The 21287-nt window shown below is 69.7% G+C and carries 25 protein-coding genes and 1 pseudogene; 18 read left to right on the top strand and 8 right to left on the bottom strand.

What is annotated here, in order from left to right; translation table 11 throughout:
- Positions 1-104: 104 nt before the first annotated feature.
- A complete protein-coding gene (locus ACFVM3_RS10475; protein ID WP_378437503.1) occupies positions 105-560 on the bottom strand; it encodes a GtrA family protein in 456 nt (151 codons plus the stop codon).
- Between the two features lie 172 nt (positions 561-732).
- Here ACFVM3_RS10475 and ACFVM3_RS10470 point away from each other — a divergent pair.
- A pseudogene (locus ACFVM3_RS10470) lies at positions 733-933 on the top strand (hypothetical protein); the annotation flags it as partial.
- 96 nt (positions 934-1029) lie between these two features.
- Entirely contained in the window at positions 1030-1341 is a 312-nt protein-coding gene (locus ACFVM3_RS10465) for an iron-sulfur cluster biosynthesis protein (RefSeq protein WP_378437501.1), read from the top strand.
- Positions 1342-1454: 113 nt separating this feature from the next.
- Here ACFVM3_RS10465 and ACFVM3_RS10460 read toward each other — a convergent pair whose 3' ends face one another.
- On the bottom strand, positions 1455-2579 hold the full coding sequence (locus tag ACFVM3_RS10460; RefSeq protein ID WP_378437499.1) for a glycerate kinase: 1125 nt from the start codon (positions 2577-2579) through the stop codon (positions 1455-1457).
- Positions 2576-3541, bottom strand: a complete 966-nt coding sequence (locus tag ACFVM3_RS10455; RefSeq protein ID WP_378437497.1) for a 2-hydroxyacid dehydrogenase — start codon at positions 3539-3541, stop codon at positions 2576-2578. The genes ACFVM3_RS10460 and ACFVM3_RS10455 overlap by 4 nt, the downstream gene beginning before the upstream one ends.
- Positions 3542-3699: 158 nt before the next feature.
- Between ACFVM3_RS10455 and ACFVM3_RS10450 the strand changes: the two genes are divergently transcribed.
- The gene (locus tag ACFVM3_RS10450; protein WP_378437495.1) at positions 3700-4308 is read left to right on the top strand and encodes a hypothetical protein; all 609 of its coding nucleotides are present in this window, start codon (positions 3700-3702) and stop codon (positions 4306-4308) included.
- Here the strand turns inward: ACFVM3_RS10450 and ACFVM3_RS10445 are convergent.
- From ACFVM3_RS10445 to ACFVM3_RS10435, 3 genes are all read right to left on the bottom strand, one after another.
- A complete protein-coding gene (locus ACFVM3_RS10445; RefSeq protein ID WP_378437493.1) occupies positions 4221-4904 on the bottom strand; it encodes a type 1 glutamine amidotransferase domain-containing protein in 684 nt (227 codons plus the stop codon). The two genes, ACFVM3_RS10450 and ACFVM3_RS10445, sit on opposite strands and share 88 nt — an antisense overlap.
- On the bottom strand, positions 4901-5818 hold the full coding sequence (locus tag ACFVM3_RS10440; RefSeq protein WP_378437491.1) for an acetoacetate decarboxylase family protein: 918 nt from the start codon (positions 5816-5818) through the stop codon (positions 4901-4903). Before ACFVM3_RS10440 ends, ACFVM3_RS10445 begins: the two co-directional genes overlap by 4 nt.
- A gap of 69 nt (positions 5819-5887) precedes the next feature.
- Positions 5888-6463, bottom strand: a complete 576-nt coding sequence (locus tag ACFVM3_RS10435; RefSeq protein WP_378437490.1) for a TetR/AcrR family transcriptional regulator — start codon at positions 6461-6463, stop codon at positions 5888-5890.
- A 61-nt stretch (positions 6464-6524) separates the two neighbouring features.
- Here ACFVM3_RS10435 and ACFVM3_RS10430 point away from each other — a divergent pair, with 61 nt between their 5' ends.
- From ACFVM3_RS10430 to ACFVM3_RS10380, 11 genes are all read left to right on the top strand, one after another.
- Positions 6525-7784, top strand: a complete 1260-nt coding sequence (locus ACFVM3_RS10430) for an NADH:flavin oxidoreductase/NADH oxidase family protein (RefSeq protein ID WP_378437488.1) — start codon at positions 6525-6527, stop codon at positions 7782-7784.
- Between the two features lie 112 nt (positions 7785-7896).
- Entirely contained in the window at positions 7897-8706 is an 810-nt protein-coding gene (locus ACFVM3_RS10425; RefSeq protein ID WP_378437486.1) for a CoA transferase subunit A, read from the top strand.
- Entirely contained in the window at positions 8703-9458 is a 756-nt protein-coding gene (locus ACFVM3_RS10420; protein ID WP_340687253.1) for a CoA-transferase subunit beta, read from the top strand. Before ACFVM3_RS10425 ends, ACFVM3_RS10420 begins: the two co-directional genes overlap by 4 nt.
- Positions 9455-10633 carry a thiolase family protein gene (locus ACFVM3_RS10415; protein ID WP_378437484.1) on the top strand — a complete coding sequence of 393 codons (1179 nt, stop codon included), beginning with the start codon at positions 9455-9457 and terminating at the stop codon, positions 10631-10633. The genes ACFVM3_RS10420 and ACFVM3_RS10415 overlap by 4 nt, the downstream gene beginning before the upstream one ends.
- 28 nt (positions 10634-10661) lie before the next feature.
- A complete protein-coding gene (gene pcaH, locus ACFVM3_RS10410; RefSeq protein ID WP_378437482.1) occupies positions 10662-11396 on the top strand; it encodes a protocatechuate 3,4-dioxygenase subunit beta in 735 nt (244 codons plus the stop codon).
- Entirely contained in the window at positions 11396-11944 is a 549-nt protein-coding gene (pcaG, locus tag ACFVM3_RS10405) for a protocatechuate 3,4-dioxygenase subunit alpha (RefSeq protein ID WP_378437481.1), read from the top strand. Before pcaH ends, pcaG begins: the two co-directional genes overlap by 1 nt.
- Positions 11937-12734 (top strand): 3-oxoadipate enol-lactonase, encoded by a 798-nt coding sequence (gene pcaD / locus ACFVM3_RS10400; RefSeq protein WP_378437479.1) that lies wholly within the window; start codon positions 11937-11939, stop codon positions 12732-12734. The genes pcaG and pcaD overlap by 8 nt, the downstream gene beginning before the upstream one ends.
- Complete coding sequence (pcaC, locus tag ACFVM3_RS10395; protein ID WP_378437477.1) at positions 12731-13135, top strand: 4-carboxymuconolactone decarboxylase; 405 nt, start codon at positions 12731-12733, stop codon at positions 13133-13135. The genes pcaD and pcaC overlap by 4 nt, the downstream gene beginning before the upstream one ends.
- A 157-nt stretch (positions 13136-13292) precedes the next feature.
- A complete protein-coding gene (locus ACFVM3_RS10390) occupies positions 13293-14099 on the top strand; it encodes an IclR family transcriptional regulator C-terminal domain-containing protein (RefSeq protein ID WP_378437475.1) in 807 nt (268 codons plus the stop codon).
- A complete protein-coding gene (locus ACFVM3_RS10385) occupies positions 14092-14661 on the top strand; it encodes an NTP transferase domain-containing protein (RefSeq protein WP_378437473.1) in 570 nt (189 codons plus the stop codon). Before ACFVM3_RS10390 ends, ACFVM3_RS10385 begins: the two co-directional genes overlap by 8 nt.
- 31 nt (positions 14662-14692) lie before the next feature.
- Positions 14693-15565 (top strand): AAA family ATPase, encoded by an 873-nt coding sequence (locus ACFVM3_RS10380; protein WP_378437471.1) that lies wholly within the window; start codon positions 14693-14695, stop codon positions 15563-15565.
- Between the two features lie 3 nt (positions 15566-15568).
- Here ACFVM3_RS10380 and ACFVM3_RS10375 read toward each other — a convergent pair whose 3' ends face one another.
- On the bottom strand, positions 15569-16588 hold the full coding sequence (locus ACFVM3_RS10375; RefSeq protein WP_378437616.1) for an aldo/keto reductase: 1020 nt from the start codon (positions 16586-16588) through the stop codon (positions 15569-15571).
- A 101-nt stretch (positions 16589-16689) separates the two neighbouring features.
- Here ACFVM3_RS10375 and ACFVM3_RS10370 point away from each other — a divergent pair, with 101 nt between their 5' ends.
- The 4 genes from ACFVM3_RS10370 to ACFVM3_RS10355 all read left to right on the top strand — a co-directional run bounded on the left by ACFVM3_RS10370 (position 16690) and on the right by ACFVM3_RS10355 (position 20794).
- Positions 16690-17256, top strand: coding sequence for a TetR/AcrR family transcriptional regulator (locus tag ACFVM3_RS10370; RefSeq protein ID WP_378437470.1), 567 nt, complete (start codon positions 16690-16692; stop codon positions 17254-17256).
- Positions 17257-17297: 41 nt separating this feature from the next.
- Positions 17298-18509 (top strand): FAD-dependent oxidoreductase, encoded by a 1212-nt coding sequence (locus tag ACFVM3_RS10365; RefSeq protein ID WP_378437468.1) that lies wholly within the window; start codon positions 17298-17300, stop codon positions 18507-18509.
- 79 nt (positions 18510-18588) lie between these two features.
- Positions 18589-19689, top strand: coding sequence for a VWA domain-containing protein (locus ACFVM3_RS10360; protein WP_378437466.1), 1101 nt, complete (start codon positions 18589-18591; stop codon positions 19687-19689).
- Positions 19682-20794, top strand: coding sequence for an XdhC family protein (locus ACFVM3_RS10355; protein ID WP_378437464.1), 1113 nt, complete (start codon positions 19682-19684; stop codon positions 20792-20794). Before ACFVM3_RS10360 ends, ACFVM3_RS10355 begins: the two co-directional genes overlap by 8 nt.
- Here ACFVM3_RS10355 and ACFVM3_RS10350 read toward each other — a convergent pair.
- Positions 20772-21251: an Lrp/AsnC family transcriptional regulator gene (locus ACFVM3_RS10350; RefSeq protein WP_378437462.1), complete on the bottom strand. Its 480-nt coding sequence runs from the start codon at positions 21249-21251 to the stop codon at positions 20772-20774. The genes ACFVM3_RS10355 and ACFVM3_RS10350 overlap by 23 nt on opposite strands.
- Positions 21252-21287: the final 36 nt, after the last annotated feature.

The raw sequence follows: 21287 nt of genomic DNA, 5'->3' as shown, positions 1-21287 counted from the left end.
CCCCAACCCCTTTGTGGCGCTGTGTTGGGCCCCCACGGGCGCTCCCCCGACACTGGGGCGCTGAGGCTGCCAACAGGACTTACGGGGCGGCACTTGAAGGGGGCTTAGGCGCTCCGGCGCGCGAAGACCCACCAGCGAAGGACCGCGAAGCGCGCGACGCCGCCCACGACGCTGGCCGCGAGCAAGGCGCCTGTCTGTTCCAGTGCGGTCGGCTCGGTGATCACCGCGTCGAGCGAGGCGAGCACGATCGAGCCGTACGCGGCGTAGAAGGCGAAGGTCGCCAGATCCTGGAAATGGCGTTTGCCGGCGTTGCTCTTCCGGGTGGCGAAAGTGACCCTGCGGTGGAATTCGGTGTTCCCGACGGTCGTGACCGCGAGCGCGACCAGATTGGCGAACTGGGGGCCGAGGATCGGCTGCAGGGCAAGGAACAACACCGCCTGCAGGCCGGTCGCGGCGACGCCGGCGACGACGTACCAGGCGGCATGGTTGCCGAGTTCGTGATGCCGCTCCGGCGCGCGCCGGATGATCCGGTGCCCTGGCGCCCACCTGGTGGTGGTCATGCCGACGACGCTACTCCTTCTTTTACAAACTTGTGAAGGTAATGAACCACCTGAGAAACTGTGATCCCCGCGACAGCGCCGCCGTTTGGCCTGCGGAGACGCCGGGTAAGCCACAGGGACCGGGTCGAGTACAGCACGCCCCGGCCAACGTCCGACCAGGAGGGAGCGGCCGATGAGCGACCGTGAGACCGCGGAACCGGAAACGTTGGATCCCAGCGAGGCACTCGACGAGGACGAACTCCGCGTCGACCCGCTCGAAGAAGGTGTCGAACCGCCCGAGCACTGGAGCGGGGCGGACCGCTTCGGGACAACGCCCGCGGAGATCCGCGAAGGGGAGTCGCACGCCATGCGGCTGGCCGAGGAGGAGCCGGACGTCGGAGAGAAGTGATCTTCACTCAGACGGCGGGCCACGCCGACAGCCCCTAGCGTGGTCGGTCAAGTGCAAGACCGCGACGAAGGAAGGGCAGAGATGCTGACAGTCACCGAAGCCGCCGCCGAGGCGATCACCGCACTGACCGGCCAGGAGAACGGCCAGGACGGGGGCGGACTGCGGTTCGCGATGCATTCCCAGCAGGGGGACAGTCCCCAGCTGGCGGTTTCCGTCGCTCCCGAACCCGAAAGCGGCGACAAGGTACTCGGCGCCGACGGCGGCCCGAAGGTGTTCTTGGAGCCGGAAGCAGCCGCGTTGCTCGACGACAAGGTGCTCGACGTCCAGCAGGACGAAACCGGCGAAGTCGCCTTCGCCGTACTCCCGCAGGCTCAGCCCCAGCCTGGCAACTGAGCCCCGCGGGTTCTAAGACTTCTTCGCGCGCCGGTCGCGGTTGTCCCGGTCCGTGAAGGACTCCTTGAGGGATCCAGAGTCCCCTCAAGGAGTCCTTCACGGACCCGACGGTCTTAAGTCCGGGCCCAGGCGCGGACCAGCTCGCCGGCCCGCTCGCGCAGGAGTTCCGCCGCGTGCGCACGCGCGTGGTCGAGCGAAGGCGCGTGGTCGATCAGGGCGGCGCTGCCCACGACCCCGAGGCCGGCGAGCTGGCTCTGGTCCAGCTGGATGCGTCCGGCCAGCACCATCAGCGGCACCGCGTGTTCCCGCGCGCGGGCCGCGATGCCCGCCGGGGCCTTGCCGTCGAGGCTCTGCTCGTCCAATGAGCCCTCGCCGGTGATGACGAGGTCGGCGCGTTCGATGGCGTCGGCGACCCCGGTGAGCCCGGCGATGAGCTGGAAACCGGATTCGACGCTCGCGCCGAGTCCGGCGATCGCGCCGGCGGCGACCCCGCCGCCCGCGCCGGCTCCGGGAAGATCGGAGACATCAGGCGTCCCGGCGGTCCGTAACACCTGTGCCCAGCGGGACAGGGACTCGTCCAGCTGCTCGACTTCGCGCGGGCCCGCACCTTTCTGCGGGCCGAAGATCGCGGCCGCGCCACGGGGCCCGAGCAACGGGTTCGTCACGTCGGTGGCGACGGCGACCTCGACGGAGCCGAGCCGATCGCGCACCGGGCCGAGTTCTGCCAGCGCGACCCGGCCCAGGGTGCCGCCGCCGAGCCCGACCGGAGCGCCGAACGCGTCGAAGACCCCCGCGCCCAGTGCGGCGAGCATCCCGGCGCCGCCGTCGGTGCTCGCCGTTCCGCCGACGGTCAGCACCAGGCGTCGCGCGCCGTTGTCGAGCGCGTGCGCCAGAAGTTCACCGACGCCCCAGGTGTGCGCGGCCAGCGCCACTTCCGGGCTCGGCTCCACGAATTCGATGCCGCACGCGCGGGCCGATTCGATGTAGGCCGTTCCGTCGAGCATCACGTAACGCGCGTCGACGGAGTCGTCGAGCGGCCCGCGGACCCGGAGTTCCACGAGACGGCCACCTGCCGCGACGAGGACGTCGAGCGTTCCTTCGCCGCCGTCGGCGACCGGACAGGAAGAGACCTCGGCTTCCGGCAGCGCGTCGCGGACGCCGTGGGCGATCGCCTCCGCGGCCTCGACCGCGGTCAAGCTTCCCTTGAACTTGTCGGGCGCGATGACCACGCGAGTCATGGACGAACCTCCGTCAGCGGGTTTCCGCCGGTGAGCACCGACGCGACGTTCTCGGCCGCGAGCACGGCCATGGCGGTACGGGTCTCGACCGTCGCCGATCCCAGATGTGGCGTCAAGACGACGTCTTCACGGTTCAGCAGGCGGGGTTCGACCTCGGGTTCGGCCTCGAACACGTCGAGGCCCGCCCCGGCGATCTCGCCCGCTTCGAGGGCGTCCGCCAGTGCGGCCTCGTGGACGACCGGGCCGCGGGTGGTGTTGATCAGGTACGCGCCCGGTTTCATCGACTTCAACGCGTCCGCGTCGATGAGGTGCCGGGTCTCCGGCGTCAGAGGGCAGTGCAGTGACACGACGTCGGAGCTTTGCAGCAGCTCGCCGAAGGACACGTACTTCGCGCCGAGGGTCTTCTCGACGTCTTCGGCGGCCCGCGATCGTCCTGAGTAGACGATCCGCATCCCGAAACCGAGCGCCCGGCGCGCGACCGCCTGTCCGATCTTGCCGAGGCCGACGATCCCGAGCGTCTTGTCCTGCAGCGAGGAACCGAGCAGGAAACCCAGATGGAACGACCACGGGGTGCGCGAGCGGATCAGCCGTTCGCCCTCGCCGAGCCGGCGGGTGACCGCGAGGATCAGCCCGAACGCCAGATCCGCGGTGGCGTCGGTGAGCACACCGGGGGTGTTGGTGACGGTGATCCCGCGCTCGGACAGCGCCGCGACGTCGACGTTGTCGTAGCCGACGGCCACGTTCGCCACGACCTTCAGTTCCGGGCCCGCCGCGTCGGCGACCTCGCCGTCGAGCCGGTCGTGCAGCATGCCGACGATCGCGGACGCGCCCCGGACGAACTCGAGCAGTTCGTCCCGCGTCAGCGGCCGGTCGGCGCGCGACAGTTCCACCTCCCCGGCTTCGGCGAGCACTTTCCGTGCTTCGTCGGGGATCCACCTGGTCACCGCGATCTTCGAGGTCACGTCGTCAGCCTAGTGTGCGGCAGTTGGTATCCCAAACGTGGAAATCCCCACTATGAGTGAGGCGCTTCCCCTGCGCGGGGGAGCCGTCATGCTCGGGTGTCCCGGGATGGTGATGAGTGCGGAAAGGCTCCGTGAGCAGGGGATTCCAGGGGTGGAGCATGAGACGATCACGAGATCTCGCGGCTGTCGGTGCCGCGATGGTCCTCGCCTCGACACTCGTCGCGGCAGGCCCGGCGTCCGCCGCGGAAGGGGGAAAGCCGTCCGAGCCGAGCCTGGTGGGAAGCGCGAAGCTGCTGCGCAAGGACGGCCAGGACGTCCGGTTCGCCTTCGACGCGCACGGTCTCTTCCCGGAGAGCCGGGGGACGTTCCGGGTCAGTCACGCGGGCGAAGGGTTCTCCGCCTACTTCCGGGGCAGGATCGACTGCCTGGTCGTCGGCGGCCCGGTCGCCGTGGTCACCGGCATCGTCGAGGACACGGACGTCCCCGGCCTGAAGGACCGGCGGGTCGGGATGACGGTGTACGACGACGGCAGGCGTGACCGGCTCGGCTACAGCTGGGGGCCGGACCCCGAGAACAAGCAGATCGTGCCGCCGTGCCTGAGCACCGCGACCTTCGAACGGGTCGAGAGCGGGGACTTCAAGGCCGTCGAATGGTTCCCGCCCGGCAGTGGGTCGGCTGATCACAGGAGTTCGGCCACCTTCTTCGCGGTCTCCTTCGCGGATCCAGGGTTCTGGCCGGTGACGAGGTTGCCGTCGACCACCGCGTAAGAGACGAAGGGCAGCTTCGCCTTTTCATAGAGCGCGCCGCGCTTCTTCATCTCTTCTTCGGCGTTGTAGGGCACGAGCTTGTCCACCTTCGCGAGGACTTCCTCACGCCAGGCGAAACCGGTGACCTTGCGTCCCGCGACAAGGTGCGAGCCGTCGGACAGCTTCGTGTTCAGCAGGCCGCAGTAGCCGTGGCAGACGGAGGAGACGATGCCGCCGCGTTCGAAGATCTCACGGGTGATCCGCTGCAGCTCTTCGCTGTCCGGGAAGTCGTACATGACCGCGTGGCCGCCGGTGAAGTAGATCGCGTCGAAGTCCGCCGAGTCGATCTCGCCGGGCGCCGCGGTGTTCTCCAGCAGCGCCATCCGCTCCGGATCGGCATGCCAGGCCTTGGCGGTCTTGTCGTAGCTGGGGAATTTCAGCGAGCGGGGTTCGAGCGGCGATCGTCCGCCCTGGGGGCTGACGATCGTCTGCTCGAAGCCTCGTTCGGCGAAGACGTGGTAGGCGTGGGTGAGCTCGGAGAGCCACAAACCCGTGGGGTGCGACGGATCGTCGTAGTGACCGACGTTGGTGACGACGTGCAGAACGCGTTTGGTCATTCGCGGGCCTCCTGATCCCGGACGGAGGTGGGGACCGGCAGGTGGAGGGCGAGCTGTCCTTCGGTCATCACGTCGAAACGGATCGGCAGGCGGGGTTCGAGCGAGCGGACGTCGTCGGAGAGGCGGCCCTCGCCCAGCCGGAGGCCGGCGCCGCGCGGGAACGTCGCGCTGCCCGCCGAAAGGACGTTCGTCTGGCTCAGTGTCGCATGCCACGCGTCCCCGATGGTGGTGTACGACGTGAGGCTCGAGACCTGCTCGCCGGACCGGTGCGCGGTCTGGCGCGGTGTCGCCGCCGAAAGGGCGAGGTCGGTCTCGCCGCGGTCGTTCGCCACGTGCGCTTCAGTGCGCTCCGCGTCGATGTCGACGTCCAGACTCGTCACCCATTTCGGGAATCCGTAGCCGTCGTGGCCGCGAACCTGGGCGATGTCGCTGCTGACCGGCAGTGACAGCACGTACGAGTGAAGATGGTCGTTCTTGAGCCCGGTCACGAGATCGAAGAACCCGAGCCGTCCATGCCGGGCGGGCCGGACCGCGATGCCCACGGCGGCCTCGGTGTAGAAGTCGATGTCGCACACGTCGTACCGGAACACCATCACCGACACCAGGCCGAGGCCGGGTGCGACCTCCAGCGGCGAAAGCTCCTCGGGGAGGCGGCGCCGGATCGCCCGGGAAGGTGCCGTCAGCGTCAGCCGGGCCGTCGCGATCCGGTAGTAGAAGTTGGGCGTCAGGGTCGGCCCGATCGGTGAGTCGACCCGCGTCTTGGGGAGCCGCCGGAAGAAGCCGACGCCGCTCACGCGCGGGTCGGCGGCGACGGTGTCGAGGTCGGTGTCCATGCGGTAGCGGTCGTACAGCCCACCTTTCGGGACGTCGACCGAGCGCCCGCCCAGCTCGACGGTGACCGTGTCCTGAACCATCGGATCTCCAATGTTTACGGCGCTTACATCGGCCACTGTAAGGATCGATGTGAGCGCTGTCAACACCGGTCAGTGCGGTCGTGTCGCCAGGATTGCGGCGAAGGCGGCGCGCACGTGCTCGGCGACCTCGTCGTCCGACTCCACCTGGAGCTTGCCGTCGAGGAACAAGTACGCCAGTCCGTGCGCCAGCGCCCAGCCCGCCGAGGCGAGTGCGTCCGATGGCTCGGAGAACACGTGCGCCATCGCCAGTCGCAGGAGTTCGTGGATGTCGGCCGCGGCTCGGACGCGCTCCTCGCTTCCCGTGTCGCAGGCGTTCCCGAACATCAGTCGGAACAGCGCCGGGCGGCGCAGGGCGAAATCGACGTAGGCGACCGCGAGTTCCGCCAGGTCCGCCGCCGACGCCGGAAGCTCGCGTCCCTTCGAGAGGTCTTCTTTCAGGTCGCGCAAGCCTTGCGCGGCCAGGGCCGACTCCAGGGCGTCCCTGTCGGCGAAGTGCCGGTACGGCGCTGTCGCCGAGACGCCGGCTTCACGGGCGACGGCGCGCAGGGAGAACTGCTCGCCGGCTTCGAGCATGCGCATCGCCGTGGCCAGCAACGACGCTCTCAGGTCGCCGTGATGGTAGCCACTCTTCGTCGATGTTGACACTGCTTACATTCCCTTCCTATGCTCATGTGAGCAATGTAAACATACGCGTTCGGGAGCAACGATGTCATCCGCAGTCGAGAAGACCTCCTCGCCGGTGTTCGAACCCTTCACGCTTCCCAGTGGCTCGACACTGCCGAATCGCCTGGTGAAGGCCGCGATGGAGGAGAACATGGCGAGCCGCGGGCAGGTGCCCGGCAAGCCGCTGTTCGAGCTGTATCGCCGGTGGAGCGAGGGCGGGGCCGGGCTGCTTATCACCGGCAACGTCATGGTCCACGCGGAGGCGCTCACCGGACCGGCCGGTGTCGTCCTCGACGCGGGCTCGCCGCTGGAACCGTTCCGCGAGTGGGCGTCGGCCGCGAAAAGCGGTGGTGCGCGGGTGTGGATGCAGATCAACCACCCCGGGCGTCAGGTCGGGGCGGACATGCCCGGCGTCGCCTGGGGGCCGTCGGCGGTCCGGGTGGACGTCGGCAAGAACAGCAAGCGATTCGCCGTCCCGGTCGAAATGTCCCCGCGGCGGATCGAGGAGACCGTGGCGCGGTTCGCCGAGACCGCCCGCCGCGCCGAAGAAGCCGGCTTCGACGGCGTCGAAGTCCACGCGGCGCACGGTTATCTGCTCTCCCAGTTCCTCTCCCCGCTGGCCAACCGTCGTGAAGACCGGTGGGGCGGAAGCCTGGAGAACCGGGCGAGGCTCCTGCTCGACGTCGTCCGGGCGGTCCGTGCCGTCGTGGCGCCCGGATTCGCCGTCGCCGTGAAGCTCAACTCCGCCGACTTCCAGCGCGGTGGCTTCGACGCCGACGACGCGGCGTCGGTCATCGCGATGCTCGCGCCGCTCGGCGTCGACCTGGTCGAACTCTCGGGTGGCAGCTACGAGAGCCCGGCGATGACCGGGCGGTCGGGCGACGATCGCACCCGCGCGCGGGAGGCCTACTTCCTGACCCTCGCCGAACAACTCGTGCGGACGAGCGCGCTGCCGCTGATGCTGACCGGCGGCGTGGTCCGGCGGCCGGTCGCGGAAGAGGTGCTGGCGAGCGGGGTCGAGCTCGTCGGCATGGGCAGCGCGCTGGCCGTCGATCCCGGGCTGCCCGCCAAGTGGCGGTACGACGCGGCCGCCAAGGTGGAGCTCGAACCGGTCCGTATCGGCGACAAGGCCGTCGCGTCCGCCGCGGGCATGGCTCGTGTCCGGCGGCAGCTGCGCCGTGTCGGCGCGGGACGGCGGACGAAGCCCGGTGTCGATCCGAAGCTGGCCCTGGTGGTGGAAACGGTGCTGCAGGCCGTCGCGCTTCGCCGATACCGCGGCTGGCTGCGCGGTCGCGCCGTCTGATCCGGATTCGCCGGTTCGAAGCAGTGCCACGATCGGCTCCGCTGTGCTATGTTCATATGAAGAACATGTGTGCGCGATCCGAACAAGCGCTTCGAACAAGCCGGGAGTGGGGATGGCTGAGCTGCTGTCGTTGAAGGAGGCCGTGGCACGGCTGGTGCACGACGGGGACACCGTCGCGCTGGAGGGCTTCACGCACCTCATCCCCGTGGCCGCCGGTCACGAGATCATCCGCCAGCGCCGCACCGGGCTGACGCTGGTCCGCATGACCCCGGACATCGTCTACGACCAGCTCATCGGCGCGGGCTGCGCGAGCAAGCTGATCTTCTCGTGGGGCGGCAATCCCGGAGTCGGCTCGCTGCACCGGTTCCGTGACGCCGTCCAGCACTCCTGGCCGGTACCGCTGGAGATAGAGGAACACAGTCACGCGGGCATGGCGAATCGGTACGTCGCCGGCGCTTCGGGCCTGCCGTTCGCCGTCCTGCGCGGGTACACCGGCACCGATCTCGCCACGCACACCGACACGATCAAACCCATCACCTGCCCGTTCACCGGTGAGCGGCTGGCCGCCGTGCCCGCCCTCAACCCGGACGTCACGATCGTCCACGCCCAGCGCGCGGACCGGTCCGGCAACGTCCAGATCTGGGGGATCACCGGCGTGCAGAAGGAGGCGGTGCTCGCGGCGAAGCGGTCGCTGGTCACCGTCGAGGAGGTCGTGGACGAGCTGGAGCCCCGGCCGGGCGCGATCGTGCTGCCGTCGTGGGCCGTCACCGCCGTGGCCGAGGTGCCCGGCGGCGCGCGGCCGTCGTACGCGGCGGGCTACTACGAACGGGACAACGACGCCTACCAGGCATGGGACGCGATCGGCCGGGACAGGGAGAGCTTCACCCGCTGGCTCGACGAGCTGACGGGAGTGAAGGCATGACCGAGTACACCTCCGACGAGATGATGAGCGTCGCCGCCGCTCGCGCGCTCGGCGACGGGATGTCCTGTTTCGTGGGCATCGGCCTGCCGAGCACGGCCGCCAACCTGGCCCGCCGCGGGCACGCGCCGAATCTGACGCTCATCTACGAATCCGGTTGCCTCGGCGCCAAACCGAGCAGGCTCCCATTGTCCATCGGCGACGGCGAACTCGCCGACACCGCGGACGCCGTGGTCAGCGTGCCCGAGGTCTTCAACTACTGGCTCCAGCCGGGCCGGATCGACGTCGGTTTCCTCGGCGCCGCCCAGCTGGACAAGTTCGGCAACATCAACACCACCGTCATCGGCCCGGACTACGCCAATCCCAAGGTGCGTCTCCCCGGCGCGGGCGGCGCTCCGGAGATCGCCGCTTCCTGTCGCGAGGTGTTCGTGGTGCTCCGGCAGAGCACCCGCACCTTTGTCGAGAAGGTCGACTTCGTGACCTCGTTCGGCCACGGCACCGGCAAGGGCGATCGCGAGCGCCTCGGCCTTCCCGGCGCCGGGCCGACGCTGGTGGTCACCGACCTCGGCCTGATGCGGCCCGACCCGGAGACCTCCGAGCTCACGCTGACCGAGCTGCACCCCGGGGTCGAGGTCGATCAGGTCGTCGCGGCGACCGGGTGGAAACTGAAGGTGGCAGGCGACCTGGGAACCACCCCGGCGCCGACCGAGGCAGAACTCCGCATCCTCCGAGACCTCACAAGGGCGAGCGCATGACCGACGTCTTCCTGTTCGACGCCATCCGTACCCCGTTCGGCAAGTACGGCGGGGCCCTGTCCGGGGTCCGTCCGGACGACCTCGCCGCCACCGTCCTGCGGGCGCTGGCCGAGCGCAACGACCTCGACCCGGCCACCGTCGACGAGGTGGTGCTCGGCGACGCCAACGGCGCGGGCGAGGACAACCGGAACGTCGCGCGGATGGCGGCGCTGCTCGCTGGCTGGCCGACGACCGTACCCGGCGCCACCGTCAACCGCCTGTGCGGATCCGGCCTCGACGCCGTCATGCAGGCCAGCCGGTCGGTCCAGGTCGGCGACGCCTCGCTCGCCGTCGCGGGCGGGGTGGAGTCGATGAGCCGCTCGCCGCTGGTCATGCAGAAACCGGAGAAGGCCTTCCCGGCGGGCAACCAGACGCTCTACTCCACCGCGCTGGGCTGGCGCATGGTCAACCCGAAGATGCCCGAGCAGTGGACGGTCTCGCTCGGTGAGTCCACCGAGCAGCTCGCCGAGCGCTACGGCATCGGCCGCGACGAGCAGGACGCGTTCGCCGTCCGTAGCCACGTCAACGCCGCCCGCGCCTGGGACGAGGGGTTCTACGACGACCACGTCGTCTCCGTCGAGGGCGTCGAACTCACCCGCGACGAAGGCATCCGGCCCGATTCCAGTCCGGAGAAGCTCGCGAAGCTCAAGCCGGTGTTCCGTCCACAAGGGACGGTCACGGCCGCGAACGCCTCGCCGCTGAACGACGGCGCCTCCGCGCTGCTGCTCGGTGACGAGGCGGCGGGGAAGCGGCTCGGCAAGGCGCCGCTGGCCCGGATCGCCGGCCGGGGCGCGGCGGGTGTCGATCCGGACGTCTTCGGCATCGGCCCGGTGCGCGCGGCCGAGATCGCCCTGGAGCGGGCCGGGATCGGCTGGGAAGACCTGGCCGCCGCCGAACTGAACGAGGCCTTCGCGGCGCAGTCGCTGGCCTGCCTGCGGGACTGGTCGAAACTCGACCCGGAGATCGTCAACGTGAACGGCGGCGCGATCGCGATCGGGCATCCGCTGGGCGCCTCCGGCGGCCGGATCCTCGGCACGCTGGCCCACCACCTGCGCCGCACCGGCGGCAGGTGGGGCCTGGCCGCCATCTGCATCGGCGTCGGCCAGGGGCTGGCCGTCGTCCTCGAAGCCCAGTGACCCACTGACCCGCGCTGGAGGGAACAGCATGTCCGCACCCGCAGAACTGAGGCTCCCGCGCTACCGGCGCGATCCTGAGGGAACACATCCGCCGCTCGACTACGCCGGCTACCGGTCGACGGCACTGCGGCACCCGAAAGAGCCGTTGATCGTGCTTCCTCATCTGCTGACCGAGGTCACCGGCCCCGCGCTGGGGCCGGGCCGGATCGGCGAATTCGACAACGACCTCACCAAGGGACACGCGGGGGAGCCGCAGGGCCAGCGGATCATCGTCACCGGGCGGCTGCTCGACGGCGACGGGCGGCCGATCCGCGATTCGCTCGTGGAGATCTGGCAGGCGAACGCGGGCGGGCGGTACCGGCACACCGGCGACCGCTGGCCGTCGCCGCTCGACCCCAACTTCGACGGCGCGGGCCGGACGCTCACCGATTCCGAAGGGCGCTACACCTTCACCACCATCAAACCGGGCGCGTATCCGTGGAAGAACCACGACAACGCCTGGCGGCCGGCGCATATCCACTTCTCGGTGTTCGGCAGCGCGTTCACCCAGCGGCTGGTCACCCAGATGTACTTCCCGGAAGACCCGCTGTTCTCGCAGGACCCGATCTTCAACTCCATCCCGGACGAGAAGGCAAGGCAGCGGATGATCGCGCGTTTCGACCTCGACCGCACCGAAGCCGAGTGGGCGCTGGCCTTCCAGTTCGACATCGTCGTGCGCGGCCGCGAGGCTTCGGTCTTCGAGGACGAGGAGGACGAGCACTGATGCCGGAGACGACGCCTTCCCAGACCGTCGGCCCGTACCTCTCCATCGGCCTGCCCTGGCCGGACGGGCCGGACGTCGTCCCCGCGGACGAGCCCGCCGCGGTCCGGATCCACGGCCGCGTCTTCGACGGCGCGGGCGAACCGGTCCCGGACGCGATGATCGAGACCTGGCAGGCCGACGCCGACGGCCGGTTCGATCACCCCGACGACCCGCGCGGGCCGGTCGCGAGCGGGTTCCGGGGCTTCGGACGCTGCCCCACCGATCCGGGTGGCAACTACGAGATCAGGACTCTCATGCCCGGTTCGCTGCCCGGTCCGGCGGGCAGCACGCAGGCGCCGCATATCGACGTCTCGGTGTTCGCGCGCGGGCTCCTGCACCGGGTGGTCACCCGGATCTACTTCGAGGACAACGACAACTCCGGGGATCCGGTACTGGCTTCGGTCCCGGAAGCCCGCCGGGGCACCTTGGTCGCCACCAAGGCCGGCGACGGCTACCGGTTCGACATCCGGCTGCAGGGCGAGGGGGAGACGGTGTTCTTCGATGTCTGAGCCAGTGCGAGTGCACAGTTCGGTGAAAGTGCACAGCGTCGCGGAAGGGCCGGTGGACGGCCCCGTCGTGGTGTTCAGCGGATCGCTCGGCAGCGATCACCGCATGTGGGAGCCACAGGTGAAACCCTTGGCGGAGCAGGGTTTCCGCGTGATCCGGTACGACACTCGCGGGCATGGCGCGTCACCTGTCCCGCCCGGTCCGTACACCCTCGCGGACCTCGGCGGTGACCTGCTCGCGCTGCTCGACGAGCACGGTGCCGAGCGTGCCCATGTCGTCGGGCTCTCGCTCGGCGGGATGACCGGGATGTGGCTGGGCGTGAACGCGCCGGACCGGATCGCGAGCCTCGTCCTGTGTTGCACGTCCGCGAAGCTCGGGCCGCCGAGCATGTGGGCGGACAGGGCGAAGACGGTCCGGGAGAAGGGCACCGCCGCGGTCGCCGAGGCCGGGGTCGGGCGCTGGCTGACCGCCGGTTACGCCGCCGCCGACCCCGAGCGGGCCGGGTATCTGCGCGAGATGATCGCGAGCGTCCCCGCCGAGGGCTACGCGTCGTCCTGCCAGGCCATCGAAACGATGGACCTCGTCGGTGACCTGCCCAAGATCGCGGCTCGGACCCTGGTGATCGCCGGGGCCGAGGACCCGGCCACCCCGGTCGAGCACGCCGAGGTGATCGCGGGCGGCATCCCGGACGCGCGGCTCGAAGTCGTCGAAGGCGCCGCGCATCTGGGGAGCTTCGAACAGCCCGAGCGGTTCACCGCGTTGATCCTCGAACACCTGGAGGCCGCCCGATGACCGACGACACCTACGAGACCGGAATGAAGGTGCGCCGCGAGGTCCTCGGGGACGCACACGTGGATCGGGCGGTCGCCCGCACCACCGAGTTCAGCCGCCCGTTCCAGGACTACATCACCCGGGGCGCCTGGGGATCGGTCTGGTCGAGGGACGGGCTCGACCGCAAGACCCGCAGTTGCGTCACCCTGGCCGCACTCACCGCGCTGCACGCCCACGACGAGCTCGCGATGCACGTCCGCGCCGCCGTCCACAATGGACTCAGCGCGCAGGAGATCTCCGAGGTCTTGCTGCACACCGCTGTCTACACGGGTGCCCCGGCCGCCAACACCGCGTTCGCCGTCGCCCAGCGGGTCCTGGCCGAACTCGGTGAGCCTGCCGCCCAGGAAGGGGGAGGAAGCTAGGACGCGTCCGGTAACTCTGTCCGCGGTCTTCGCGCCCAAGCGGTTCCTGACGGCACGGGCAGTTCCGGTACGAGGCTGAACCGCCCGCACCGTCAGGAACCACTCGGATCACGAAGCCCATCGAACAGAGTTGCCGGACACGTCCTAGGGTTCTCCTATGGACGAAGGCGAGGTGACCGAGCGCGGGGCGCATCATGTCCAGTCGCTGGAGCGCGGGCTGGCCGTGATCAAGGCGTTCAACGCGGACGCGGCCGAACTCACCCTGAGCGACGTGGCCCGCTCGACCGGGCTCACCAGGGCGGCCGCCCGCCGGTTCTTGCTCACCCTCGCCGACCTGGGGTACGTGCGCACGGACGGCAAATACTTCTCGCTCACCGCGCGGGTCCTCGAACTCGGTTACTCGTATCTGTCGAGCCTGTCGCTCCCGGAGGTCGCCCAGCCGCATCTGGAGCGGCTTTCCGCCGAGGTGCACGAGTCGAGTTCGGTCTCGGTGCTCGAAGGCAGGGACATCGTCTACGTCGCGCGCGTTGCCGTTTCGCGGATCATGACCGTCAGCATCAACGTCGGCACCCGCTTCCCGGCCCACGCGACCTCGATGGGACATGTCCTGCTGGCCGGTCTCGATGACGCAGACCTGCGGGACTACCTCGCCAGGGCGAAGCTCGACAAGCTCACCGCGCGGACCAAGAGCCGCCCGGAGGAATTGCTCGCCGAACTGGTCAGGGTCTACGAGCAGGGCTACGCGATGGTCGACCAGGAACTCGAAGAGGGCCTCCGTTCGATCGCCGCGCCGATTCGTGACCGGCAGGGCAAGGTCGTGGCCGCGGTCAACCTCTCCACCCACGCCAGCCGCACCACACGTGAGTCGGTCGAACAGGAACTGCTGCCGCCCCTGCTCGCGACGGCGCGCGCCATCGAGACCGATCTGGCCTCGGCGCCGCCCACCAAAGCGCGGCATGGCTGAGGTCGCCGGGCTGCTGCTCGCGGCCGGAGCGGGACGCCGGTTCGGCGGGCCGAAGGCGCTGGCCGTCCTCGACGGCGAGCCGTTCGTCGTCCGGTCGCTGCGCGTGCTCACCGACGCGGGCTGCGCGCCGGTCCGGGTGGTGCTGGGTGCCTCGGCCGCGGAAGTCCGCGAGCTCCTTCCCGAACCCGAGGCCGCGGTCGTGGCCGAAGACTGGGAGTCCGGCATGGGCGCGTCCTTGCGCGCGGGCCTGAGGGCGCTCGCCGGAACCGATGCCGAAGCCGCCGTCGTGCATCTCGTGGATCTGCCTGGCGTCGGCGCCGAAGTGGTCCGCCGGGTCGCCGCCGGGGCCGGCGAAGTCACCGTCGCGCGTGCCGCGTACGAAGGCGTTCCCGGTCACCCCGTCGTACTCGGCCGCCGATGGTGGCCGGAGATCGTCGCGGGCGCGTCCGGGGACAAGGGCGCCCGCGACTGGCTCAAGGGACGCCAGGACCTGCGGCTCGTCGAATGCGGTGACCTCGGCATCGGGCACGACGTGGACCGCCGCGAGGATCTTCCGGGCTGATCTCCCGCTCGCCGAGGCTTACGATCGGCACGTGACCGTCGAATCGCCCGAGAAACTGGCCGAAGCCCTCGAAACGGTCGGCTACCTCGCCGACGACGGCATCGCCACGGCCGGGTTCCTCGCCGTGGCACTCGGCCGTCCGCTGTTCTGCGAAGGCGAACCGGGCACCGGCAAGACTTCGCTCGCGCTGGGACTGGCCGAAGCGCTCGGCATGCCGCTCATCCGGCTCCAGTGTCACGAGGGGATAGACGCGGCGCAGGCACTGTACGAATGGGACTTCCCCCGCCAACTGCTGCATTTGCGCGCGCTGGAAGCCGCGGGTGACGGCGGACTCGACGTCGAGGCCGCCGAACAGTCCCTCTACACCGAACGCTTCCTGCTCTCCCGGCCGTTGCTGAAAGCGTTGCAGACCGCTCCGTGTGTCCTGCTGGTCGACGAGATCGACCGGGCAGACGACGAGTTCGAAGCCTTCCTTCTGCAGCTTCTCGACGAGAACGCGGTGACGATCCCCGAGTTCGGCGAGGTGCGCGCCGAACATCCGCCGCTCGTGGTGCTCACGTCCAACCGGACGCGTGAGGTGCACGACGCGCTGAAGCGCCGCTGTCTCTATCACTGGCTCGAACATCCGGACCTCGGCCGCGAGATCGAGATCCTGCGCCGCAAGATCCCGGCCCTCGGCGAGGCGCTCGCGACTCAGATCGCGACGGCCGTGCAGCGGCTGCGCGCGATGGAGTTGCTGAAACCGCCCGGGGTGGCCGAATCCCTTGATTGGGCTCAGGCACTCCTCGCGCTCGGGATGTCCGAATTGGACGCCGCGACCGCCGCCCGGACCCTCGGTTCGGTGCTCAAGTACAGCGAAGACCTGGACAGGGTCCGGGCCAAGCTGGACAAACTGCTCGCCTGAGCGTCAGCGGCGCCGAAGCGACGCGTCGAGCAGGGCGGGCGGGGTGTCGTGCTTCTCCTCCGGGGCCAGGTCGGTGCCCGGGGCGACGATCTCGTCGATCGCGTCGAGGATGTCGGCGGAGAGCACGGTGTCCGCGGCGGCGAGTTGCGACTCGAGGTGGTCCGGCGTGCGGGGGCCGATGATCGCGCTCGTCACCCCCGGATGCGCGACGACGAACCCGAGTGCGAGCTGGATCAGGCTCAGCCCGGCCTGGTCGGCGACCTTGACCAGCCGTTCGACGGCTTCCAGCCGGGCCCGGTTCGCGGGTCGGCTCAGGTCGAAACGCTGGGGCAGGACCGCCGAACGGTTCGTGCTGATCTCCCGGCCTTCCCGGACCGCGCCGGACAGCCAGCCCGATGCCAGCGGGCTCCACGCGAGCACCCCCATCCCGTATTCCTCCGTCACGGGCAGGACCTGCGTTTCGATCCCGCGCTGAAGGATCGAGTAGCTGGGCTGCTCGGTGACGTAGCGGCCAAGGCGGAACTCGCTGGCGGCCCACTGGGCCTGCACGATGCGATACGCGGGGAACGTCGACGAACCGAAGTAGCGGATCTTCCCCGCCTGCCGTAGATCCGTCAGCGCGGAAAGGGTCTCCTCGTCGCTGGTCTTCGGGTCCCAGCGGTGGATCTGGTAGAGGTCGACGTGGTCGACCCCGAGGCGGCGCAGGCTGTTGTCCAGTTCGGTGACCAGCCAGCGACGGGAAGCGCCCTGGTGGTTGCGCTCGTCGCCCATCGGCATGCTCGCCTTCGTGGCCAGCACGATGTCCTCACGGCGGCCCGCGATGGCCTTCCCGACCATTTCCTCCGACTGGCCGGCGCCGTACATGTCGGCGGTGTCGATGAGGTTGATCCCGCCCGTCAGCGCGGCGTCGACGATGGCGGTGGCCTCGTCCTGGGTGGTGCGCCCGATCGCGCCGAAGTTCATCGCGCCGAGCGCGAGGGTGCTGACCTGCACGCCGGTCCTGCCCAAGGTGCGGTACTGCATGACGATGTCCTCCATGGCAAAATGAGCAAGCGGAACGTTGCTCCGCTAACGATACGGAGCAGTGTTCCGTTTGGCAAGCCCGGTGGCAGAGGAGTGGCGTGATGAGTGAAGAGGGCACCAAGTCCAAACGCGCGGACGCCCGCCGCAACGAGAAGACCTTGCTCGACGCCGCCGCCGCGGTCTTCGTCACCTCGGGCGTCGAGGCGCCGGTCCGCGACATCGCGGCCAAGGCGGGCGTCGGGATGGGCACGATCTACCGGCATTTCCCGACCAGGGCCGACCTCATCATCGCCGTCTACCGGCATCAGGTCGACGCGTGCGCCGAAGCCGGGCCGGAGCTGCTGGCGTCGAGCGATTCCCCCTATGCGGCGTTACGGCGCTGGATCGACCTGTTCGTCGATTTCCTGGTCACCAAACACGGTCTGGCGGCGGTGCTGCAGTCCGACAACGCCGGATTCGAGACGCTGCACACCTACTTCCTCGACACCCTCCTGCCGGTATGCGCCCGCTTGCTCGACGCGGCGGCGGAAGCGGGCGAGATCCGCTCCGATCTGGAGGCGCTCGAAGTCCTGCGCGGCGTCGGGAACCTCTGCATCGGTGCCGAAAGCGATCCGCGCTACAACGCGCGCAAAATGGTCGGCGTCCTCATCTCGGGCCTCAGGACCTAGGTCCATGGCGGCGGCGCCATTCCGCACGCTACAACTCGGTCATGGAACGTACGCAGTGCTGTGTGGTGGGGGGCGGTCCGGCGGGAATGGTGCTCGGGCTCCTGTTGGCGCGAGCCGGGGTCGAGGTCACCGTTCTCGAAAAACACCAGGATTTCTTCCGCGATTTCCGCGGTGACACGGTGCATCCGCCGACGTTGATGCTGCTCGACGAACTCGGGCTCGGTGCGCGCTTCGCGGAATTGCCGTCGCGACGGCTTGAGAAGATGCGGATGCTGATCGGCGACGCGACCATCGTCGCCGCCGATTTCAGCCGGATTCCGGGGCCGCACAAATACATCGCGATGGTTCCGCAATGGGATTTCCTGAACCTGCTCGCCGAAGCCGCAGCCGAGGAACCCACGTTCACGCTGCGCATGGGGGCCGAGGTGCTCGGCCTGCGCGACGGTGGCGGCGTGCGTTATCGCGATTCCGACGGCGAGGAGCGGGAACTGGCCGCGCCGCTCGTGGTCGGCTGCGACGGCCGGGACTCGCTGATCCGCGCCGAGGCGGGGCTCGTGCCGAAGGAGTACGAGGTGCCGATGGACGTCTGGTGGGTCCGGGTGCCGAAACTCGAAGACACCGGCAAGGAAGCGCAGGTGTTCGGCCGATTCGAGGGCGGGTTCGCCGGTGTGACGATGGACCGCGGCGACTACTTCCAGACCTCGTTCCTGATCAGGAAGGGGCAGGACGCCGCGCGACGGGCCGAAGGGATCGAGAAGTTCCGGGAACGGATCGGCGGCCTGTTCGGCTGGAACGACGAGCAGTTGAGCGAGATCCGCGGCTGGGACGACGTCAAACTGCTGAAGGTGCGGATGTCCAAGCTCCCGCACTGGTACTCCGGCCGGGTGCTCTGCATCGGCGACGCCGCGCACGCGATGTCGCCGGTCGGCGGTATGGGCGTCAACATCGCGGTGCAGGACGCGGTCGCGGCCGCGCGGATCCTCGCCGCCCCGCTGCTGCGCGGGACGCTGACCGCGCGGGATCTCGCCCGCGTGCAGCGCCGTCGGTCCGTGGCCGTCTCGCTCGCCCAGCGGCAGCAGCTGGAGGAGCACAAGATGATCATCGAGCCCGCTCTCGACGGGACGCTGAACGAGCGGACAGTGCCGCTGCCGCTGCGGATATCGGACCGGTTTCCACAGCTGACCGCCCTCGCCGCCTTCATGGGCGGCATCGGTCCCCTGCGGGAGAAAACCCCGGCCTTCGCCCGCCGCTGACCCGCGTTTCGTCCTCTGGATGCGGTACTTGCACGCGCAAGACCGCATCCAGAGGACGAAACGCGCGCACAATGGGGGAGTGAGCGATCCACTGGCGGGCTTCGTCGGCTTCGCGGAGGCATTGCGCGAAGCCGGTTTGCCGTGCGACGCGCACCGAGTGCGGGCGTACCTCGAAGCCGTCGGCGAGATCGATCTGGCCGATCCGGACCAGCTGTACTGGGCCGGACGGTTGACGCTGTGCGCGGATCCCGACGACCTTCCGCGTTACGACGCCGCGTTCGACGGCTGGTTCACCGAAAAGGAAACCGGGTCACGGCGGCGCGGCCGGGAAGCGGCCCCGAAACGCGCCAGGATCGCCACGCTCGCGCAGGCGGGCCAGGGCGAGTCCGCCGCGGAACCCGACGAGCTCCGCGTGGCGGCGAGTGAGGAAGAGATCCTGCGGCACCGCGATCTCGCCGAGCTGAGTGTCGCCGAACGCGCTCACCTGCGGGAACTGCTCGCGAAACTGCGCCCGGTGCTCCCGTCACGGTCGTCTCCACGCCGTCGCGCGGCCCGGCGGGGCGCGCTCGATCCGTCGCGCACGCTCCGCGCGATGCTGGCCGGGGGTGGCGAGCCCGTGCGCCTGGCATACCGGCGGAAGGGGGTCCGACCGCGCCGCGTCGTCCTCCTGATCGACGTGTCCGGCTCGATGGGGCCGTACGCCGATTCCCTGTTGCGGTTCGCGCACGTGGTGGCGCGGCACGCTCCCGGCCGGGTCGAGGTGTTCACCCTGGGCACCCGGCTCACCAGGGTCTCCCGCCAGCTCCGGCTGCGCGATCCCGAGCACGCGATGCTCGCCGCGGCCGCCGCGGTCCCCGATTTCGCGGGCGGGACGAGGCTCGGCGAGACCCTGCGGGCATTCCTCGACCGGTGGGGACAACGCGGTGTGGCCAGGCGATCCGTGGTCACCGTGTTCTCCGACGGCTGGGAACGGGGCGACCCCGGCCTGCTCGGCGAGCAGCTCGCCAGGCTGCGACGGCTCGCGCACGTCGTATTCTGGGTGAATCCGCACGCGGGGCGGGAAGGTTACGCTCCCGTGCAGTCCGGCATCGCGGCCGCGCTCCCGTACCTCGATCGGCTGCTCGCCGGGCACAGCTTGGCCACATTGGAACGACTGCTGGTGGAGATCGCCGATGCGTGACGTACTGGACGAACTGCACCGCCGCTGGGCGGCAGGCGAGACGGTGGGGGTCGGCACCGTGGTGGCGACGTTCTCGTCGGCGCCGCGGAGCCCGGGCGCGGCGATGCTCGTCGCCCCGGACGGCACGGTCACCGGCAGCGTCTCCGGTGGCTGCGTCGAAGGCGCCGTCTACGAGCTCGCGCAGCAGGTGGTCGCCGAACGCGCGCCCGTGCTGCAGCGCTACGGCGTATCCGACGACGACGCGTTCGCCGTCGGGCTGACCTGCGGCGGGATCATCGACATCTACGTCCAGCACATCGACCGCGACTCGATGCCGGAGTTCGGCGACGTCGTCGAATCAGTCCACAGTGGACAGCCGGTCGCCGTGGTCACGGTGATCGAGCACGAACGGGAGGGCCTGGTCGGCGAGCATCTGGTCGTCTGGCCGGATCGTGTCGCGGGTTCGCTCGGCTCGTCGCGGATGGACGACGCCGTCGTCGACGACGCGCGCGGCATGCTCGCCGGCGGCCGCACGGGCACCCTGCACTACGGGCCGGACGGGCAGCGCCGCGGCGAGGGGATGACGGTCTTCGTCAACTCCTTCGAGCCGCCCGCGCGTCTGCTGGTCTTCGGCGCGATCGACTTCGCCGCCGCGATGGCGAAAATGGGCGCGTACCTCGGCTACCAGGTCACGGTCTGCGACGCGCGGCCCGTGTTCGCGACGAAGAGCCGTTTCCCGGACGCCGACGAGGTCGTCGTCGACTGGCCGCATCGCTACCTCAAGGCGGAGGCCGACGCGGGCCGGATCGACGGCCGGACCGCGATCGCCGTGCTCACCCACGACCCCAAGTTCGACGTGCCGTTGCTGGAGGTCGCGTTGCGCCTCGACGTCGGCTACGTCGGCGCGATGGGCTCGCGCAAGACCCACGACGACCGGTTCGCGCGGCTGCGTGAAGCGGGGGTCACCGAGGCGGAACTCGATCGGCTGTCCTCGCCGATCGGCCTCGATCTCGGCGCTCGTACCCCCGAGGAGACCGCGGTGTCGATCGCGGCGGAGATCATCGCGCTGCGGTGGGGTGGTTCGGGATCGCGGCTCGCCGAACTCAGCGGCCGGATCCACGGCTGACGCCGGGCACCGGCACCGCCTGGCTCGACTTGACCACCTCGAACGCGGGCAGGGTTTCGAACCGTTTGACGTGCTCGTCGAACAGCTTCCTGGACAGGGTCCGGCTCGCCTTGAGATCCGGGGTGAGCAGGACGACCACGTAGTCCCACTGCCCGACGATGCTGTAGCAGTGCTGGACCCGGGGTTCGGCCAGCATCCGCTCGCGGAAGGCCATGTGGTGCTTTTCGTCGTCGTCGGTCAGCGCGACCAGGATGACCGACGTCATCCCCGCGCCGAGCGTCTCCGGATCGAGCACGGCGACCTCGGCGCGGATCACGCCGGCGGCGCGCAGCCGGGTCAGCCGCCGCTGGACCGCGCTGGGGGAGAGGCCGATGGCGTCGCCCAGATCGTGCAGGGGGCGGGCGGCGTCGGCCTGGACGAGGTCGAGCAGCCGATGGTCGATCTCGTCGAGAGGCACGCAAGATTTTTGCACGCGGGCGGGAAAATTTACAAT

The sequence above is a fragment of the Amycolatopsis sp. NPDC057786 genome, from assembly GCF_042797905.1.
GTDB lineage: Bacteria > Actinomycetota > Actinomycetes > Mycobacteriales > Pseudonocardiaceae > Amycolatopsis.
Note: the sequence above shows the minus strand (reverse complement) of the source record. Positions and strands in the feature narration are given on the sequence as shown.

Bases quoted from the DNA above. Each gene is read 5' to 3' on its own strand.
- ACFVM3_RS10375 (WP_378437616.1), bottom strand. From the start codon at position 16,588: ATGCAGTACCGCACCTTGGGCAGGACCGGCGTGCAGGTCAGCACCCTC.
- ACFVM3_RS10355 (WP_378437464.1), top strand. From the start codon at position 19,682: ATGCGTGACGTACTGGACGAACTGCACCGCCGCTGGGCGGCAGGCGAG.
- ACFVM3_RS10460 (WP_378437499.1), bottom strand. From the start codon at position 2,579: ATGACTCGCGTGGTCATCGCGCCCGACAAGTTCAAGGGAAGCTTGACC.
- ACFVM3_RS10385 (WP_378437473.1), top strand. From the start codon at position 14,092: ATGGCTGAGGTCGCCGGGCTGCTGCTCGCGGCCGGAGCGGGACGCCGG.
- ACFVM3_RS10450 (WP_378437495.1), top strand. From the start codon at position 3,700: ATGAGACGATCACGAGATCTCGCGGCTGTCGGTGCCGCGATGGTCCTC.
- pcaG (WP_378437481.1), top strand. From the start codon at position 11,396: ATGCCGGAGACGACGCCTTCCCAGACCGTCGGCCCGTACCTCTCCATC.
- ACFVM3_RS10440 (WP_378437491.1), bottom strand. From the start codon at position 5,818: ATGGTTCAGGACACGGTCACCGTCGAGCTGGGCGGGCGCTCGGTCGAC.
- ACFVM3_RS10420 (WP_340687253.1), top strand. From the start codon at position 8,703: ATGACCGAGTACACCTCCGACGAGATGATGAGCGTCGCCGCCGCTCGC.
- ACFVM3_RS10430 (WP_378437488.1), top strand. From the start codon at position 6,525: ATGTCATCCGCAGTCGAGAAGACCTCCTCGCCGGTGTTCGAACCCTTC.
- pcaH (WP_378437482.1), top strand. From the start codon at position 10,662: ATGTCCGCACCCGCAGAACTGAGGCTCCCGCGCTACCGGCGCGATCCT.
- ACFVM3_RS10465 (WP_378437501.1), top strand. From the start codon at position 1,030: ATGCTGACAGTCACCGAAGCCGCCGCCGAGGCGATCACCGCACTGACC.
- pcaC (WP_378437477.1), top strand. From the start codon at position 12,731: ATGACCGACGACACCTACGAGACCGGAATGAAGGTGCGCCGCGAGGTC.
- ACFVM3_RS10445 (WP_378437493.1), bottom strand. From the start codon at position 4,904: ATGACCAAACGCGTTCTGCACGTCGTCACCAACGTCGGTCACTACGAC.
- ACFVM3_RS10425 (WP_378437486.1), top strand. From the start codon at position 7,897: ATGGCTGAGCTGCTGTCGTTGAAGGAGGCCGTGGCACGGCTGGTGCAC.
- ACFVM3_RS10475 (WP_378437503.1), bottom strand. From the start codon at position 560: ATGACCACCACCAGGTGGGCGCCAGGGCACCGGATCATCCGGCGCGCG.
- pcaD (WP_378437479.1), top strand. From the start codon at position 11,937: ATGTCTGAGCCAGTGCGAGTGCACAGTTCGGTGAAAGTGCACAGCGTC.
- ACFVM3_RS10370 (WP_378437470.1), top strand. From the start codon at position 16,690: ATGAGTGAAGAGGGCACCAAGTCCAAACGCGCGGACGCCCGCCGCAAC.
- ACFVM3_RS10390 (WP_378437475.1), top strand. From the start codon at position 13,293: ATGGACGAAGGCGAGGTGACCGAGCGCGGGGCGCATCATGTCCAGTCG.
- ACFVM3_RS10415 (WP_378437484.1), top strand. From the start codon at position 9,455: ATGACCGACGTCTTCCTGTTCGACGCCATCCGTACCCCGTTCGGCAAG.
- ACFVM3_RS10365 (WP_378437468.1), top strand. From the start codon at position 17,298: ATGGAACGTACGCAGTGCTGTGTGGTGGGGGGCGGTCCGGCGGGAATG.